The organism is Klebsiella sp. M5al (genome assembly GCF_002090195.1).
GTDB classification, from domain to species: domain Bacteria; phylum Pseudomonadota; class Gammaproteobacteria; order Enterobacterales; family Enterobacteriaceae; genus Klebsiella; species Klebsiella grimontii.
Window position 1 is genome coordinate 3,178,092 of the sequence record NZ_CP020657.1, and the last position, 15,979, is coordinate 3,194,070.

Consider the following 15,979-nt stretch of genomic DNA (forward strand, 5'->3'; position numbering starts at 1 on the left):
AATGACTCCGGAATTAGTGCGCGGTCATCGAAACGAGCGCGTAGCCGGAGTCCGTCTGACGGAAGGTGAAATCAACCTTTTGTCCCACCGCCAGCTTTTTATCGTGGTTATCGCCGAGCGCAAAGCTCATGGTCATCGCTGGCCAGTTCAGCTCGGCAACCGGAGCGTGGGCAATCACCACGGCATTGTCGCGCCAGGCTTTAATGACCCCGTTCGTTGAATAAAGGGGGGCGGAATCATCCGGCTTATTCATCCCCGGCATCTCCGCCATCGCGGACATATTATGGTGATGCATCGCGCCGTCTTCCGCGCTGGCGGAAAATGAAGTGAGGGAAAAGGTCAGAACGCTGGTAATAAGCAGAAAAATAGAGGTCGAACGCATAATAAAGTCTCCGAAAAAAACATAAAGTCGCCCGCAGACCGGGCAGATCTGATGGATGTTTTTAACGGCGTTTTATTCCCTGAAACGGCAGAAGCGTATTTCAGCCGGCGGACCGGTGACCGGCGGCGTCCGCCAGTCCATACGTTCAGCGCAGGTCTCCTGCTGCGGGGAAACCACTAATAGCGCGGTTTCGGAGGGAAGCGCGTTCAGCTGTAAAGAGGTTAATGAGTTTGGCTGCGCGGTATCGGGGTCGCAGTGCTTCTCGCAGATGGCTTTCTGACCGACGCTTTCCATGCCGGGCATGCTCATCACGCCATCGACAATATGGTGAATCTGCGCCTGCGGCGCCACCGGCTGCTGTTGGCCGCCGTGGTGCGCCGCGACGGTCAGCTGAAGGTTGAGCAGTAGCCAACAGGCAATAACAAGCCCCGCGCGGATACGAAGCCGACGCCGGGTTGCTTGTTTTAATAATGCCTGCAGTGACGCAATCATAGAGATATTCGCAATAAGAAGACCGCTGAATTAAATCACACTCATCGGCAGAATTAAATGATATTTCAAAGAGAAAAACCCACGTTAAATAGAATGAAGTTTCTCTATAAATATTTACACCAAAAAGGGATATCAGTATTTGACCTTCCCCCTGGGGGAAGGTGTATAGCCGACGGTTAATGTATTTAATAAATAGCAAAAATGTTATTTATATGTAATTAGCAAAAGTGAATGCGATTGTTATTCCAGCACCAACGTATCGCCGGTGGCCGGGGCGCTATCCGCGGCAAGCCACCAGCGCCCCCATGAACCGGTGCAGTGGCAGGCCATCACCTCCTCGACCTTCTGCTGGCGCAAGAACTGCTTTAGCCGACGTATCACCCACGGCGGCGCGCTGCGCAGGTGAAGGCCGCCGATGATGGCGCGTATCTGCTGGACGCCGGTGATCTTCTGACAGTGGCGAATCGTATCGATCAATCCGCGATGCCCGCAGCCGCAAATAATGACTAACCCCCGCGTCGAGCGGTAGATCAGCACGCCTTCGTCGGCAAGGTAATCTTCCCCCGGCGATTGACCCGCGAGGACGCCATAGGCTCGCGGACGCGCGACCGCAATCTCGCCGGACCACAACAGTCGTTCGCCGATCGCCAGCGGTTCGCGGCTGTACTCCATGCGGTGGCGGGAGTAGTCAATTTCTCGCGACAGTTTTTTGACTTTCCAGTGACGTCCAGCAAGGGATAACGCCGAGTAGCGCTGTTGCGCGATCAGCGGATGGCAAATGATACGGCTGTTATCCGGCAGCCACGGCACGCCGCCGCAGTGGTCGTAATGACCGTGGGAGAGCACCGTGGCGGTCAAGTCAGATAAAGAGACGCCCATCCGCTGCGCATTATGAAGAAAACTGCCGTCTGGCCCGGTATCAAACAGCACCCGGCTGGTTTCATCTTCCACAAGCAGGCTTAATCCGGGTTTCGCCTGCAACAGGCTGTCCTGCCCCTCGCCGAGCCGGTTTTCAAGTAACACCTTAATGATTAACGCCATTTAATGACCATCCCCCCTTTTTTGCGACGCCTACTCTAGCCAACCTCCGCCGGGTCTACCGTGACGAACCCGGCATAAGTTAAGTGACACCGTCACATTTCATTAGCATATAGCTGTTGTTTATTTGCCAGTTAAGCATTGCCGTCTATGCTGATGAACGAGTTTCTCTTAACCGGAGCGTGCTATGGCTGACTGGAATCCTTCATTGTATTTGCAATTCGGCGCGGAGCGCACGCGGCCCGCCGCCGAGCTTCTCGCCCGCATCGCCCACCATCCCGTAGCGCTGGCCGTTGATTTGGGCTGCGGGCCAGGCAACAGTACCGCTCTGCTACGGCATGCCTGGCCAGAAGCAACAATTATTGGCGTCGATAATTCACCGGCCATGCTGGAAGAAGCCGCTCAGCGGCTCCCGGACTGCCGCTTTGTCGAAGGAGATATCGCCGGGTTTCGCCCCGAGCGCCCGGCGGACGTTATTTACGCCAATGCTTCGCTGCAATGGCTAACGGATCATCAGCGGCTTTTTCCCCATCTGGTCAGCAATCTTGCGGAAAACGGCGTACTGGCGGTGCAAATGCCGGTTAACTGGCAGGAACCCTCGCACGCGCTGATGCGTGAGGTCGCGGAAGAGCTGGGATATCCAGCCAGCGGGCGGCCGCCGCTGCCGGATGTGCCGGAGTATTACGATATGCTGACCGCCTGCGGCTGCGAGGTGGATATCTGGCGCACCACCTACTTTCACCCGCTGGCATCGCACCAGGCCATTATTGAATGGCTGCAGTCAACGGGCCTACGCCCGTTTTTACAGCCTCTTGATGAACCGCAGCGCCAGGCTTTTCTCGAACGCTATCTGGCACGTCTGAAACAGCACTATCCGTTACAGTGTAACGGAAAGGTGCTACTGCTATTTCCGCGCCTGTTTATCGTCGCGCGCCGCTAGCGTGGTTGGCATAACGTATTGATGTTAAAGTAGGAACTAACGTTGCGGCGCCAGGCTCTGGCGCCGTACGTTCAGGTTTACCAGGACAGGTGATGGACCAGGGAGAGATCCCACGCGGTGGCCAGCAGCGAAAGAAACATGATGAGGTTCACAACCGTCTCTATGCGTTTTTCCATTTTGTTACTCCTGAGTCGTTTCCCCTGTTTTACAGGGGAAATCTTAATAACTTCTTAATCTCAGATTTTCAGAGCGTCACGCGGTAACGAACATAGTCATCGGCTGGCGTAAATTCATCATACAGACGCCGGGCCGGATTATCAGTACGAGTGTGCCAGTACAGACGCGACCACCCTTTCTCTTTCCCTTCCGCTTGCAGCGCCTGCATCAATGCCCTGGCGATGCCTTTTCCGCGCATCGGCGGGGCAACGAACAGATCTTCCAGATAGCAAACAGGCATCTTTACCCAGGTGCCTTCGTGAAGGACACAAATCGCAAATCCAGCGACGTTGCCATCCGCCAGGGCCACGCGCCCCAACATGGGAGAAGCGGGATCCAGCATGCGCTGCCAGGTGTATTCCGTGACGTCCGGCGGCTGCGGGCTACCGTAGAAACGGGTATAGCCTTCCCATAGCCGTAGCCACTGCGCTTTATCCTGCTGGCCCACTTCACGAATTTCGATGACCATTGGTCTAACCTCTCGTTTGGATAAGGCATTATTTTCCTGCCGGATAATTTGATCAAGCGTCAGGGACACAATTCATCTTTTTCTCTTATTTGCCCTGATGATCGCTGCTGGACGAAATTGGCGCGTTCTTACAGACCTGCGCCAGTCAAAAAAGCAAAAAGGATGTTGTAACTAATGAAGGGAAAAAAATAACCCGGCAGCGGCCGGGTTGCGTTCGATAACCAATCGCGTTCGGCACGGTGCCGGGATTCTTGCCGGGTAGCGGCTGGCGCCTTACCCGGCCGCAATCCGGTCGTTTCAGGATATCAGCACAGCGGCTTAACGGCGGCGCGCATACCGTCGCGCAAAATAGCATCCAGATCCTGCGCCACCTGCTCGGCCAGGCCGGAAACTTTCGTCAGGTCCTGCTCCCAGTGGGACTCAACGCAAAGCACCGCGTTTACCAGCTCGCGGGTGCTGATTTGACGATCCCGATGCTGGGCCCACAGCGCCTGATAGCTCTCTATCCATTCGGAGTCGTCCTGTACCGGATAGCTCTCGCCGTGACGCTCGCCGCGATAAAATGCGATCAGCGCCGCCAGCGCAAAGGTCAGACGCGCCGGGAGTTTCCCCGCTTTCTTCTGTCCCGCCAGCAGCTGCGGCAGAATACGGGTACGGTATTTAGTCATCCCGTTAAGCGCGATAGACAGCAGCTGATGCTTGATATAGGGGTTACGGAAGCGACCGGTTACCGCGCTGGCAAAAGACTCCAGCTCATCGCGCGGCAGATCGAGAACCGGAATGATCTCCTGGTAAATCGCCTTCTCGACGAAAGCGCAAATTTCCGCATCGTTCATCGCATCGCCCACGGTATCCAGCCCTGCCTGGAAGGCGACCGGCACCAGCGCGGTGTGCGCGCCGTTAAGAATGGCCACTTTACGCTCTTTGTACGGCTTAATATCGTCCACGATCAGGACGTTAAGCGGCAGTTTATCGAGTCGCAGCTCGGCGGCCAGAGATTTCGGCCCCTGAATGACAAACAGGTAGAAGTGTTCGGCGGTATCGAGGAAAGCGTCTTTATATCCCAGCTGCTCTTCAATCTGCGCGGCTTCATCACGCGGATAGCCGGTCACAATGCGGTCTACCAGCGTAGAACAAAAAGCGTTGGCTTCATCCAGCCATGTCACAAAGGCTTCCGGCAGCGCCCACTCCTGAGCATAGCGTAGCACCAGTTCACGCAGCGCTTCGCCGTTATAGTCAATCAGCTCGCAGGGAACGATGACCCAGCCTTTATCCGCCGCGCCGGAGAAATGGCTGTAGCGTTCAAACAGCAGACGGGTCAGTTTAGCCGGATAGCTTACCGCGGGCGCATCGTCAAAACGGTCGCCCGCATGGTAGCTAATTCCCGCTTCGGTGGTATTGGAAAACACAAAGCGCATATCCGGGTTATGCGCCAGCCGCAGCAGTTCATCGTAATCCGCATAGGCGCTAATTTCGCGGTTGACCGAGCGAATCAGGCGCGCATCGCTGACCGCTTCACCCTTCTCATTCAGGCCGCGAATTATCGTGGTGTAGAGACCGTCCTGGACGCTGAGCGACGGCGGGAACGTACTCTCAATCGGACGCACAATCACCACCCCGGCATTCAGGTCGGTATGCTCGTTTAGTAGATCGATCTGCCAGTCGATAAACGCGCGCAGGAAGTTGCCTTCGCCAAACTGAATGATACGTTCAGGGTACTGCGCGCCCGGGAAATCGCGACGGTTTAGTGTTTTCACAAGGGTTCCCTCATAGAGTAGTCATACAACCTGAGTAATTGGTCCAATAAGTTATCAGGTTTTTAGCTAAGTGAAACCCCGTTTTGATCAAAGCTGTATGCAATATCAAATTTAAGACAGAAATTTATAGAACAGCGACGTTGCCGTCAGCTCGCCGTCCGGCATCAGCGCATAGCGGGGGATTTCCCCGGCTTTTTCCCAGCCGCACTGCACGTAAAAGTTTTCTGCCCCACTGCCGGTTGCGGTATCCAGCACCAGAACGCTTTTGCCCTGCTCGCGCGCGATCGCTTCCAGCCGGGTCATCAGCGCATTCGCCAGCCCCTGACGACGCGCATTTTGGTGAACCAGGAGCTTGGCAACATCGGCGCGGTGCGGTTGGTTTTCCGGCTGGTCGGTAATCAGCTGTACCGTACCAACGAGCCGCTGCTCTGCATCCGCCGCGGCGAGGACAACGCGTTCCCCGGCGGCAACGCTTTGCGCCATTCGCAGCCAGAACGCCGTCGCGGTTTCCGGGGCGAAAGGTAGCATAAAGCTCACCGAGGCCCCGCCGTTGACGCAGCTGACGAGGATATCGGTTAATTCAGAAAGGTGTTCGAGAATATCGTCACGCGACAGCGTGCGCAGAGTGAAAGATGTGGTCATAGGTAACTCCTTGAAATTGACCACATCACTATGTTTTTAACTTATATTTAACACAAGCAAAATTATCATCGCGTTTTCTTATGGGGTTATTCAGGCCATTTCGTGCGTAAAAATCCGGTTGCGCCCGGCACGTTTCGCCCGAATCATCGAATCATCGGCTTCCATCAGCAGCTGGTTGAACAGATCCGTAACCCTGGCGGTAGCGAGCGGTTGGCTCTCCAGCCCCATGCTGACGGTCAGCTGGATTTTGTATTGCCCCCAGGTGAAGGTCTGCGATTCGATTCCCTGACGAATTTTTTCCGCCAGCACCTGTCCGTCCCGTTCTGATGAGGTCAGCGCCGCGACGGCAAACTCTTCCCCGCCAATGCGCGCCACCATGCCCTCTTCGCCCACCAGTAGCCTTACCTGCTGCGCAAACTGGGCCAGCACGCAGTCGCCGCACTCATGGCCCCAGCGATCGTTGACCTGCTTGAAGCCGTCGATATCCAGCACCATGACCGTTAACCGCTTATCTTCCGACAGCGGCTGACGTTTCAGCGCTTCGCTTAACCCCGAGCGAGAATAGACCCGGGTCTGAAAGTCAAAGTCAGCGCGCAGGGCCAGCTGTTTGACAAGATTATTTATCGCCTCGACGCTGGAAGCGACGATAATCGGGCTGATCAGCATCGCCGCGATACCCAGACGCGTCGAAAACAGCTGCCACGGCTGCATTCGGGTGTCGGGCGTGAGGTGAATCAGCGAGTTCGCCACCAGCAGAATTTCGCTAATCCCGGTAATAAAGGTCAGCAGGCAGGTCAGCGGCAGCGGGTAGCGAATCGCGCACCAGATCAGCGCCGGTAGCGGGAAGGTGATGCTCCCGGCCCCGCCCACCGCCACGCCGAGCACAATTGACAGCACCAGCGCAATCGCCGGTAACAGCTGACGCAGGCGAAAACGCCCGAACGCCGAAGGGAGCGTGAGGGTTAAAATGAACGGCAGGATCAGTACGGCAGTGGAAAACTGTTCGCTAAACCAGTCCGCCAGTTGGGGAATAAACGTGGCGCGTTCCACATCTACCGAACCCAGCGCCCCAACGGCCGCGCACAGCAGCGCCGCCAGCAGGCAATAGCAAAACAGGCTTAGCGCGTTGATCGGTCCCGGCATCGAATCCGCCCGCCGCTTATCCCACAAAATGAGCTGCGCCAGGGTAACGATAAATACGATATTGGAGAAATTGATCAGAAAGGAGGCGAGCCCCATCCCCCAACGCGAAGTTAAACCGTCATATACCAGCATGGCGGCAAAACAGATGGCGTAAAAATAGCTGCGATTTAGCCAGATATAACGCGCGAAAATCCCCGCCATCACCGCGTTAAGCGGCCAGAAGAACGACAATTCTTGTACCAGACGCAGCATCGCGCCGAAGAAATGCAGCAGTAGCGTTAAAGTGAACAACACCAGCGCATCACGCACGGGCTGTTCCTCACGAAACAGCGTGAATGACCGAATCGACAGTGGAGACATTCATGATTATCCGTCTAAATGTTTCAGGCAATTATTATGTTAATAATGAGTAAGCGGTTCATCATATCATGAGAATAATTATCAGGCATATACCGCCGCCCGATGAATTACGGTCTGCCGCGATCCGGCGAATTCATCTGGATCACCAGCCAGTGGTGAATAACCTGCACCACGTAGCGCTGCTCTTCATCGCTGAGCCCGCGCCCGCGCGGGATGGCGTGCCACTTCTCCAGACAGCCGCGACAGCAGGTCGCGGTGGCATGCTGGGCGATAAACACCGGATGTCCGCGCATCGGGGTCTGCTTGCCGTCGTTAGGAATGCGCGCGGGCGCCAGCCGCCGGGCGATAAAGTCCGCCGCGTGCTGGTCGATAACTTCCGCGCCCTTATCATAACAGTACTGCCGTTCTTTCACGCCGAGGCGAAAACGGGAGCGAAAAGTGGAACGCTGCAGGCGGGCAAACAGGCTTTCGATTGGCACCATCAGAACACCGACCTCCCCAGCTTTTGGGTGAGTTTTTCCAGTAAAGCAATCCCGGCCAGCGAGTTCCCCGCCTCATCGAGCTCCGGGCTCCACACCGCGATCGCCATCTCCTGCGGGACAATAGCCACAATCCCGCCGCCGACGCCGGATTTCGCCGGCAAACCGACGCGCCACGCAAATTCACCGGCGTTCTGATACATGCCGCTGGTCATCATCAGGGCGTTGACCTGCCGCGACTGAATCGGCGCAATCACCGGCGTCTCAAGGTGCGGGGCGATACCTCGGTCGGCAAGAAACAGAAAGGTGCGCGCCAGCTCCACGCAGCTCATCTCCAGCGAACAGTAGTGGAAATAGTTTTGCAGTACCGTGGCGACATCGTTATGGAAATTGCCGAAGGATTTCATTAGCCAGGCGATAGCGGCATTGCGCGCCGAATGATCGAACTCCGAGCGGGCAACCACCGGATCATAGGCGATATCGCCCACCCCGCTCAGACGACGAACGATTTCCAGCATTCGCTGGCGGGGCGCGCTAAGACGGCTTTGCAGCATATCGCAGACCACCAGCGCCCCGGCGTTAATAAACGGGTTGCGCGGTTTGCCTTGCTCAATTTCCAGCTGCAACAGCGAGTTAAAAGGCTGGCCGGAGGGATCTTTCCCCACCCGCTGCCAGATCTCCTCTTCCTGATAGTGATTCATCGCCACCACCAGGCTCAGGACTTTCGAGATCGATTGAATGGAGAAACGCTCGTGCGCGTCGCCGGCGCTGTAGTGCTGACCGTCGACCGTACAGATGGCCACGCCGAGCTTATCGCCGCTGACGCTGGCCAGCGCCGGAATATAGTCCGCCACTTTACCGCGTCCAATCAGCGGCCTGACTTCAGCCAAAATGGCATCGAGCATTGCGTTATTTATTACCGTCGCCACGCGCGGCTCCTTGCCAACAACAAAATTCGGGCGGTAATTATAGGCGCACGCGGCGCGAAGAAACAGCCTCTTTCTCGCTTCGGTGCCGCTAAGTGAATAGCTTAATCATATCGGGGCTTTTTTCCCGGGCTACGCGATCGCAGATGGCTGTGACCCGTAGCCCGGGCAGGGGCATTGCGCCGCCTCCGGGGGCAGTTTGTAGGGTTAGCGGCGATCTCTCCAGACAGTCTGCACGTTGCAGAATTCATGCAGGCCAAAATGGGAGAGCTCGCGGCCAAAACCGCTTTTCTTCACGCCGCCGAACGCCACGCGGGCATCGCTGGCGCAGTAGCCGTTGATAAACACCCCGCCGCACTCCAGCTCATCGGCAAAGCGCCGGGCCTGCGTTTCACTGGTGGTATAAACCGTTGCTGAAAGGCCAAATTCGCTCTCGTTAGCCAGCGCCAGCGCATGATCGGCATCGCGGGCTTCGGTAATCGTCGCCACCGGCCCAAACAGTTCCTCGCGAAAGCCGGTCATCTCAGCGGTGACGTTCCCCAGCACCGTTGGCGCATAGTAGTTGCCTGCGCCTTCGATTTTTTCCGCGCCCAGTAACAGGGTCGCCCCCTCTTTTAGGGTTGCCCGCACCTGCTCGTGCAGCTCATCGCGCAGGTCGAAACGCGCCATCGGTCCAATATAATTCTGCTCATCGCGCGGATCGCCCATTTTCAGCGCGGCGACGGCGGCGACAAATTTCTGCGTAAAGGCTTCAGCAATACCCGCCTCGACGATGAAACGCTTCGCGGCTGCGCAGACCTGCCCGGTATTCTGGTAGCGGCCAATCACCGCCGCCTTCACCGCCTCATCAAGGTCGGCGTCGTTAAGGACGATAAAAGGATCGGAACCGCCCAGCTCCAGCACGCATTTTTTCAACGCCGCGCCGGCCTGAGCACCAATCGCCTTCCCGGCGCGCACGCTGCCGGTGACGGTCACCGCGGCGATGCGCGGGTCGTTAATCATTTGCGAAACGCCGTCGTTGGTGGCGTTCACCCAGCCAAACACGCCTTCCGGCACGCCCGCTGCGGCAAAAATTTCGCCAATCATCGCCGCGCTGCCCAGCACGTTTGGCGCATGCTTAAGCAGATAGCTGTTGCCCGCCAGCAGAATCGGCACCGCGCCGCGCAGCACCTGCCACACCGGGAAGTTCCACGGCATGATCGCGAGGATAGCGCCCATCGGACGGTACTCAATTACCGCTTTATTGTCTTCAACCAGCGTCGCTTCGGTATTCAACATCGCCGGGCCGTGTTCGGCATACCAGTCACAAAGATTGGCGGATTTAGCGACTTCGCCGCGCGCCTGGGCAATCGGTTTGCCCATCTCAAGGCTAATCATTTGCGCCAGCGCTTCGCTCCGGGCGCGCATCGCGGCGCCGACGTTACGCAGCGTCGTCGCGCGCTGCGCCACGCTGACCTTGCGCCATTGGCGATAGCCTTGTTCCGCAAGGGCAATGGCTGAATCAACCTGTTGTTCGCTGGCCCATGGCAGAGACGACAGCGTTTCACCTGTCGTTGGGTTCACGGAAACCGCATGAGTGGCAGATAAATTCATCATTTTTCTCTCTGTGTTGATTGCGAAGTGACCTTATTCTGGCTTACCCTTCCCTTCATTAAAAATGAATAATATTGAGCAACCCTTTCACAAAAGAAGAACGCTATGGATCTGACCCAGCTTGAGATGTTTAACGCCGTCGCCAGCACAGGCAGCATTACCCAGGCCGCGCAGAAGGTGCATCGCGTGCCGTCGAACCTGACCACGCGCATTCGCCAGCTGGAGGCGGATCTCGGCGTCGAACTGTTTATTCGCGAAAACCAGCGCCTGCGCCTGTCGCCCGCCGGACACAGCTTTTTACGCTATAGCCAGCAGATCCTGGCGCTGGTTGATGAGGCGCGGATGGTGGTCGCGGGGGACGAGCCTCAGGGACTGTTTTCGCTCGGCTCGCTGGAGAGTACCGCCGCCGTGCGTATTTCCCCGACCCTGGCGCACTTTAATCAGCGCTATCCGAAGATCCATCTGGCCCTCTCCACCGGCCCGTCCGGCACCATGATCGACGGCGTACTCGAGGGCAACCTGAGCGCGGCGTTCGTCGACGGCCCGCTGGTGCATCCGGGGCTTGAAGGGTTACCGGTGTTCCCGGAAGAGATGATGATCGTCGCGCCATTTGGCCATCCGCCCATCGCCCGGGCCAGCGAAGTGAACGGCGCCAGCGTCTACGCGTTTCGCGCCAACTGCTCCTACCGCCGTCATTTTGAGAGCTGGTTCCACGCCGATCGCGCCACCCCGGGGCGGATCCATGAGATGGAGTCCTACCACGGAATGCTGGCCTGCGTCATTGCCGGCGCCGGGCTGGCGCTGATCCCGCGCAGCATGCTCGAGAGCATGCCGGGCCACCAGCAGGTTTCCGCCTGGCCGCTGGCCGAAGAGTGGCGCTGGTTAACGACCTGGCTGGTCTGGCGGCGCGGGGCGAAAACTCGCCAGCTCGAAGCGTTTATAGCGCTGCTGAACGAAGATCGACAAGCAGCAGTTTCTCCATAAAGATGCTTAACGGATCCGGCTGATACGGCGCGAAGGCGCTGCGGGTCTGATACCCATTGCGCGTATATAGCGCAACGGCGGCGTGCTGATGGATGCCGGTTTCCAGGCGCAGGGTATGGCATTCACGATTTATCGCCTCTTTCTCCAGCGCCGCCAGCAGTTTTTCTCCCAGCTGCTGGCCGCGATGGGCCGGGTTAATGAACACCCGTTTCATCTCGCCAAACCCCTCTTCGCCGAGCACGACCGCCCCGCAGCCAACGGCCTGCTGCCGGGTATCGCGGATAATTAGCGCGATAACCGACTCCGCCGGAAGCGCGCTCAGGTCGATCAGATGGTTGCTTTCCGCCGGATAGAGCGTCTGCTGGTAGGCGTCCAGTTCGGCAATTAAAGCGGTGAGGTCCGGGTGGTTTAGCGGGGTCGCGGCGATGGTGTACATAAATAAGCTCCTTTTTTGAGCGTACTGTAGCGCGCAGCGTCCGCAGCGCCGCCATAGCATTAACTTATAGCTTCCGGCCCCGCTTGCGCTAACCCCTTGGGAGGCAGTAATTTTGCGGCATGATGTCTTTTATCAGGATAAAACGATGAATACCAAAGCGCGCAAGGTGATGATTATCGGGGCCGGAAACGTCGGCGCCTCTGCGGCCTACGCCCTGTTAAACCAGTCGGTTTGCGAGGAGTTGATCCTTGTCGATCTCAATAAACCACGCGCCGAAGCGCACGCTCAGGACCTGAGCGACGCGGCCGCCTATATGCCGGGAATGATGACCATTTCCACCCGCGAAGCCAGCGACTGCGCCGATGTCGATATCGCGGTGATCACCGTTTCCGGCGGCGCGCTCAAGCCGGGCCAGACCCGATTGGATGAATTGACCAACACGGCGAAAATCGTCAAAAGCCTTGTCCCGCAGATGATGAACGGCGGCTTCAACGGCATCTTTTTGGTTGCCACCAATCCCTGCGACATCATCACCTGGCAGGTGTGGCAGCTTTCTGGCCTGCCGCGCGGCCAAGTGCTGGGAACCGGCGTCTGGTTAGATACCACCCGCTTACGCAGGGTGCTGGCCCAGGCGCTGGATATCGGCGCGCAAAGCATCGACGCCTTTATTCTGGGCGAGCATGGCGATGCCCAGTTTCCGGTATGGTCGCACTCGGCGGTTTACGGCTCCGCCATCGCCGATGTTTACCAGAAACATACCGGTAAAGCCCTCGACCGGGATCTGATTGCCGACAAGGTGCGTAAGCTGGGGTTTGAGATTTACGCCGGCAAAGGCTGCACGGAGTACGGCGTCGCTGGGACCATCGCCGAAATCTGTCGCAATATTTTCACCGGCAGCCATCGTGCGCTGGCGGTATCGTGCATTCTTGATGGCGAGTACGGGGTAACCGGCGCGGCGGCCGGCGTTCCGGCGGTGCTCACGCAAAGCGGCGTGCAGCAAATTATTGAGCTGCAGCTGGCCGATGATGAAGCGGAGAAGTTTCGCCACGCTATCGAGGTGATTAAAGCCAGTATCGCCCGTCTGCCGTAAGCCGCTTCCCGGTTAGCCGGCCACGATCAGCCGGGGATGAATATGCGTTAACGCTTCGCGCGTCGCTTCCGGCAGATGACTGTCGGTAATGATATCGGTGAGTGAGTCGAGATGCGTGATATTAAACAGCGACCAGGCGCCGTATTTAGAGCTGTCCGCCAGCAGTATGCGCCGCCGGGCGTTGGCGATTAAGTCGCGCTTCAGCGCCGCTTTTTCTTCCGTTGGCGAGGTGACGCCCTTCTCCAGGTCCCAGCCGTTGCAGCTGACAAATGCCAGATCGGGCCAGATATTCTGCAGCAGGCGGCGCCCGTGATCGCCGATGCAGGACTGGCTGCTGTCGTCGATGCGCCCGCCGATGATCGTCACTTCAATTTGCTTAAACTCCGACAGGAACAGGGCGATATGCAGGTCGCTGGTGATCACCCGCAGCGGCAGATGGGTAATTTGCCGGGCCAGTTCAATCATGGTGGTCCCGGCATCGAGGACAATGGCGTCCCCGGCCTTGACCAACGCCGCCGCCGCGCTGGCGATGGCATATTTTTCCTGCTGGCTACGCTGGGATTTCTCCTGCGTGGTCGGTTGTGCTGGAATAAACCGGTTGAGGGTCACGCCGCCGTGCGTTCGGCTGATCACCCCTTCCTGATCGAGCTTAATCAGGTCGCGGCGAATGGTCGCGGGCGAGGCGTCGGTCACCGCCACCAGCTGCTCCACTGTCACCAGATTATGGCTCTTGAGATAATCCATAATCTGCTCTAACCGGTTATATCCCTTCATGTTATTCCTGTGCGATTTGCATGGCGAGCTCAATAGAGGTAGTCATGCTGTCAGACTTAGCTTTACCTGTCCAGGCAATATCAAACGCCGTGCCGTGGTCGGCGGAAGTGCGAATAAACGGCAGTCCGGCGGTAATATTCACCCCATCATAAAACCCAAGCAATTTTAGCGGAATATGTCCCTGATCGTGATACATCGCCACGACCATATCAAACAGGCCTTCGTGGCACTGCATAAACACCGTATCCGGCGGGCACGGTCCGGTGACGTTAAGACCTTTGGCTTTCATCGCTTCTACCGCCGGCCCGACGATACGGATCTCTTCATCGCCAAACAGGCCGTTTTCACCGGCGTGAGGATTAACCCCGGCGACGGCAATACGCGGCTGGCTATAACCCACCCGGCGCAGGAAGCTATCGGCAATACCAATCACCGTCTCCACCCGCGGCTGGTTCAGGTTATCGAGGAAGTTACGCAGCGCCACGTGGGTGGAGATATGGATAACCTTGAGCTTATCGGTATACAGCACCATCGCGAAATCTTTGGTCTGCGTCAGATGGGCGAGCATTTCGGTATGCCCCGGGAAGTTGTGCCCGGCCAGATGCAGCGCTTCTTTATTTAACGGCGCGGTGGCGAGCGCGAACACCTCTCCGGCCATCGCCAGGTCGGTCGCCCGCTTGATGCAGCGGTATGCTAAATCCCCCGCCTGTGCCTGTACTTCGCCCGGGCGCAGCCCCTGCGGATCGGCCAGCGGTTCGTCGATCACGTTAATCGTGCCCGCGCTGAACTGCGCCTGCCCCGGGTTCTCAATGATTCGCAGTTCGGCGCGCGGGGTGATCCCCAGCGCCAGGATCCGCCGCAGCGTCTGCGCACAGCCCACCACGACTACCGGCGCGCCGTTGAGTTTCCCCTCAACCAGCGATTTAATAATAATTTCCGGGCCAATGCCTGCCGGATCTCCCATCGTTACCGCTATGATGTTAGTCACTCATTTTCTCCTCAATAAAGTTCACGACCTCCAGCAGGGTGGTTTCCGTTCCGAATCCGCCTGCCTTGGTCATTACCGGCCGCTGCCAGCTACTACCCAGAAAATTGCCGTACGGCACGCATTGCGCCACCCGGCCTGTAATATGAAATCCGCTGGCGCCCAGCGCCTGCGCCACGGCGATAGCCACGTCGCCGCCGGATAAATAGAGCGCCCCCGGCTGGCTTTGCGCGATGGCCAGCTCGCTCACGCGCGCCAGATACGCGCAGATCCGCTCGCCAAGCGCGGTGCGATCGACCCCGTGCTGCCGGCACAGGGCTTCAATACCCTTTCGCGCCTCGCTATCGGGACGCGTGGTGACGACGCAATGATTATTTTCACTCAATACCGCGGCGATGCATCGGGCGTCAGCGTTGGCATCGCCGCCAAACGCCCTCGCGACATCAATTTCTACGCGAACAACGCGCGAATGCGCCTCAAGCCGGGCGACCTGCTGTTGCGCAATCTCGCTCATTGAACCGACAATCGCCAACAGCGGTCCGCGCGGTACGGCGGCCAGCCGACGCGCCAGGGCGTCACATAGCCCCGCAGCCCCCACCAGCAGCACCCGCTGCTCGCACACAGCGACCGTGGCGATAATGGCGTCCAGCTGCTGGTTTTCTTCGGCATCCACGATCAGCACCCGCGGCGTCTCAACCGTTTGTTCCAGCTCTGCCGCCAGCCCGGCGACCGTTGTCCCGCGGCACAGCACATCGCTTTGTTGAGCGACCACGACGGCGATATCCGCGCTGCTGACCGGCGTTTTCGGGTCGGTCGCGAACTCGGTTTCATTCACCGGCACGCCGTGCACATAGCACAGGCCCCGGCGCGTCACCCGGCCTGCCGCCGGAAAGGCGGGCGCCAGAACCGCTACGGCGCAGTTCAGCGCGCGCATCGTTGCTTCCAGCTCGGCGCCGAGATTGCCACGCAGCGTGGAGTCGATTTTTTTCACCATCCAGCGCGGCTGAAAACGCGGCAACACCGCCTGTAAAAGATGCGTGATGCGCCGTGCCGCCTCTGCGGCGGGCTGCGCGCGGCTGTCGCTATTGAGGATCAGCGCCTGCGCCTCCCCCTGATAGCTGGCGGTAAACGCCACTTCCGCCCGCATCCCCGTCTCCGCCAGGCTGACTCCCGCGTCATTTGCGCCGGTAAAGTCATCAGCCAGAACCAGCACCTTGTTATCGCCGCTGCCCATCGTTTTCCCTTTTCAAGCTGTTCGACATTGATAATGATT

17 protein-coding genes are annotated in these 15,979 nt (G+C 58.1%); 3 read left to right on the plus strand and 14 right to left on the minus strand.

The features are described from left to right. Nucleotides 1-13: 13 nt before the first annotated feature. The 3 genes from BWI76_RS15155 to BWI76_RS15165 all read right to left on the minus strand — a co-directional run bounded on the left by BWI76_RS15155 (nt 14) and on the right by BWI76_RS15165 (nt 1,915). Nucleotides 14-382 carry a copper-binding protein gene (locus BWI76_RS15155; RefSeq protein ID WP_004135529.1) on the minus strand — a complete coding sequence of 123 codons (369 nt, stop codon included), beginning with the start codon at nt 380-382 and terminating at the stop codon, nt 14-16. 72 nt (nt 383-454) lie between these two features. Then, complete coding sequence (locus BWI76_RS15160) at nt 455-874, minus strand: hypothetical protein (RefSeq protein ID WP_004135527.1); 420 nt, start codon at nt 872-874, stop codon at nt 455-457. A 240-nt stretch (nt 875-1,114) separates the two neighbouring features. After that, complete coding sequence (locus BWI76_RS15165) at nt 1,115-1,915, minus strand: MBL fold metallo-hydrolase (RefSeq protein ID WP_004135525.1); 801 nt, start codon at nt 1,913-1,915, stop codon at nt 1,115-1,117. A gap of 184 nt (nt 1,916-2,099) precedes the next feature. On the opposite strand from BWI76_RS15165, the gene tam reads away from it, so the two are divergent. Beyond that, entirely contained in the window at nt 2,100-2,852 is a 753-nt protein-coding gene (gene tam, locus BWI76_RS15170; protein WP_004135522.1) for a trans-aconitate 2-methyltransferase, read from the plus strand. Between the two features lie 244 nt (nt 2,853-3,096). On the opposite strand, the gene BWI76_RS15175 is transcribed toward tam, so the two are convergent. The 7 genes from BWI76_RS15175 to sad all read right to left on the minus strand — a co-directional run bounded on the left by BWI76_RS15175 (nt 3,097) and on the right by sad (nt 10,440). Next, nucleotides 3,097-3,537: a GNAT family N-acetyltransferase gene (locus tag BWI76_RS15175; RefSeq protein WP_024358072.1), complete on the minus strand. Its 441-nt coding sequence runs from the start codon at nt 3,535-3,537 to the stop codon at nt 3,097-3,099. 305 nt (nt 3,538-3,842) lie between these two features. Further along, entirely contained in the window at nt 3,843-5,294 is a 1,452-nt protein-coding gene (locus tag BWI76_RS15180) for a tagaturonate reductase (RefSeq protein ID WP_004135518.1), read from the minus strand. 111 nt (nt 5,295-5,405) lie between these two features. Beyond that, nucleotides 5,406-5,936, minus strand: a complete 531-nt coding sequence (locus tag BWI76_RS15185) for a GNAT family N-acetyltransferase (protein WP_004135516.1) — start codon at nt 5,934-5,936, stop codon at nt 5,406-5,408. 90 nt (nt 5,937-6,026) lie between these two features. Then, nucleotides 6,027-7,439 (minus strand): GGDEF domain-containing protein, encoded by a 1,413-nt coding sequence (locus BWI76_RS15190; protein ID WP_024358070.1) that lies wholly within the window; start codon nt 7,437-7,439, stop codon nt 6,027-6,029. 107 nt (nt 7,440-7,546) lie between these two features. Beyond that, nucleotides 7,547-7,921, minus strand: coding sequence for a DUF4186 domain-containing protein (locus tag BWI76_RS15195; RefSeq protein WP_049086297.1), 375 nt, complete (start codon nt 7,919-7,921; stop codon nt 7,547-7,549). Beyond that, entirely contained in the window at nt 7,921-8,847 is a 927-nt protein-coding gene (gene glsB, locus BWI76_RS15200) for a glutaminase B (protein ID WP_004135510.1), read from the minus strand. Before glsB ends, BWI76_RS15195 begins: the two co-directional genes overlap by 1 nt. A 204-nt stretch (nt 8,848-9,051) precedes the next feature. Next, nucleotides 9,052-10,440, minus strand: coding sequence for a succinate-semialdehyde dehydrogenase (gene sad, locus BWI76_RS15205; protein WP_171840894.1), 1,389 nt, complete (start codon nt 10,438-10,440; stop codon nt 9,052-9,054). Nucleotides 10,441-10,542: 102 nt separating this feature from the next. Between sad and ptrR the strand changes: the two genes are divergently transcribed. Continuing rightward, on the plus strand, nt 10,543-11,421 hold the full coding sequence (ptrR, locus tag BWI76_RS15210; protein ID WP_004135506.1) for a putrescine utilization regulator PtrR: 879 nt from the start codon (nt 10,543-10,545) through the stop codon (nt 11,419-11,421). Here the strand turns inward: ptrR and BWI76_RS15215 are convergent. Continuing rightward, a complete protein-coding gene (locus tag BWI76_RS15215) occupies nt 11,375-11,857 on the minus strand; it encodes a GNAT family N-acetyltransferase (protein ID WP_004135498.1) in 483 nt (160 codons plus the stop codon). The genes ptrR and BWI76_RS15215 overlap by 47 nt on opposite strands. A 145-nt stretch (nt 11,858-12,002) precedes the next feature. Between BWI76_RS15215 and BWI76_RS15220 the strand changes: the two genes are divergently transcribed. Beyond that, a complete protein-coding gene (locus tag BWI76_RS15220; RefSeq protein ID WP_049085886.1) occupies nt 12,003-12,947 on the plus strand; it encodes an L-lactate dehydrogenase in 945 nt (314 codons plus the stop codon). Nucleotides 12,948-12,959: 12 nt separating this feature from the next. On the opposite strand, the gene BWI76_RS15225 is transcribed toward BWI76_RS15220, so the two are convergent. From BWI76_RS15225 to dtnK, 3 genes are read right to left on the minus strand one after another with little or no spacing between them, the layout of a single operon-like run. Then, nucleotides 12,960-13,721: a DeoR/GlpR family DNA-binding transcription regulator gene (locus tag BWI76_RS15225; RefSeq protein ID WP_004135491.1), complete on the minus strand. Its 762-nt coding sequence runs from the start codon at nt 13,719-13,721 to the stop codon at nt 12,960-12,962. Between the two features lies 1 nt (nt 13,722). Next, the gene (locus BWI76_RS15230) at nt 13,723-14,709 is read right to left on the minus strand and encodes a D-threonate 4-phosphate dehydrogenase (RefSeq protein ID WP_024358065.1); all 987 of its coding nucleotides are present in this window, start codon (nt 14,707-14,709) and stop codon (nt 13,723-13,725) included. Continuing rightward, nucleotides 14,702-15,940, minus strand: coding sequence for a D-threonate kinase (dtnK, locus tag BWI76_RS15235; protein WP_004135487.1), 1,239 nt, complete (start codon nt 15,938-15,940; stop codon nt 14,702-14,704). Before dtnK ends, BWI76_RS15230 begins: the two co-directional genes overlap by 8 nt. Nucleotides 15,941-15,979: the final 39 nt, after the last annotated feature.

What these genes read in the sequence shown, in the direction of transcription:
- BWI76_RS15155 (WP_004135529.1), bottom strand. Translation starts at nt 382, where the DNA reads ATGCGTTCGACCTCTATTTTTCTGCTTATTACCAGCGTTCTGACCTTT.
- BWI76_RS15160 (WP_004135527.1), bottom strand. Translation starts at nt 874, where the DNA reads ATGATTGCGTCACTGCAGGCATTATTAAAACAAGCAACCCGGCGTCGG.
- BWI76_RS15165 (WP_004135525.1), bottom strand. Translation starts at nt 1,915, where the DNA reads ATGGCGTTAATCATTAAGGTGTTACTTGAAAACCGGCTCGGCGAGGGG.
- tam (WP_004135522.1), top strand. Translation starts at nt 2,100, where the DNA reads ATGGCTGACTGGAATCCTTCATTGTATTTGCAATTCGGCGCGGAGCGC.
- BWI76_RS15175 (WP_024358072.1), bottom strand. Translation starts at nt 3,537, where the DNA reads ATGGTCATCGAAATTCGTGAAGTGGGCCAGCAGGATAAAGCGCAGTGG.
- BWI76_RS15185 (WP_004135516.1), bottom strand. Translation starts at nt 5,936, where the DNA reads ATGACCACATCTTTCACTCTGCGCACGCTGTCGCGTGACGATATTCTC.
- BWI76_RS15190 (WP_024358070.1), bottom strand. Translation starts at nt 7,439, where the DNA reads ATGTCTCCACTGTCGATTCGGTCATTCACGCTGTTTCGTGAGGAACAG.
- BWI76_RS15195 (WP_049086297.1), bottom strand. Translation starts at nt 7,921, where the DNA reads ATGGTGCCAATCGAAAGCCTGTTTGCCCGCCTGCAGCGTTCCACTTTT.
- sad (WP_171840894.1), bottom strand. Translation starts at nt 10,440, where the DNA reads ATGATGAATTTATCTGCCACTCATGCGGTTTCCGTGAACCCAACGACA.
- ptrR (WP_004135506.1), top strand. Translation starts at nt 10,543, where the DNA reads ATGGATCTGACCCAGCTTGAGATGTTTAACGCCGTCGCCAGCACAGGC.
- BWI76_RS15215 (WP_004135498.1), bottom strand. Translation starts at nt 11,857, where the DNA reads ATGTACACCATCGCCGCGACCCCGCTAAACCACCCGGACCTCACCGCT.
- BWI76_RS15220 (WP_049085886.1), top strand. Translation starts at nt 12,003, where the DNA reads ATGAATACCAAAGCGCGCAAGGTGATGATTATCGGGGCCGGAAACGTC.
- BWI76_RS15225 (WP_004135491.1), bottom strand. Translation starts at nt 13,721, where the DNA reads ATGAAGGGATATAACCGGTTAGAGCAGATTATGGATTATCTCAAGAGC.
- dtnK (WP_004135487.1), bottom strand. Translation starts at nt 15,940, where the DNA reads ATGGGCAGCGGCGATAACAAGGTGCTGGTTCTGGCTGATGACTTTACC.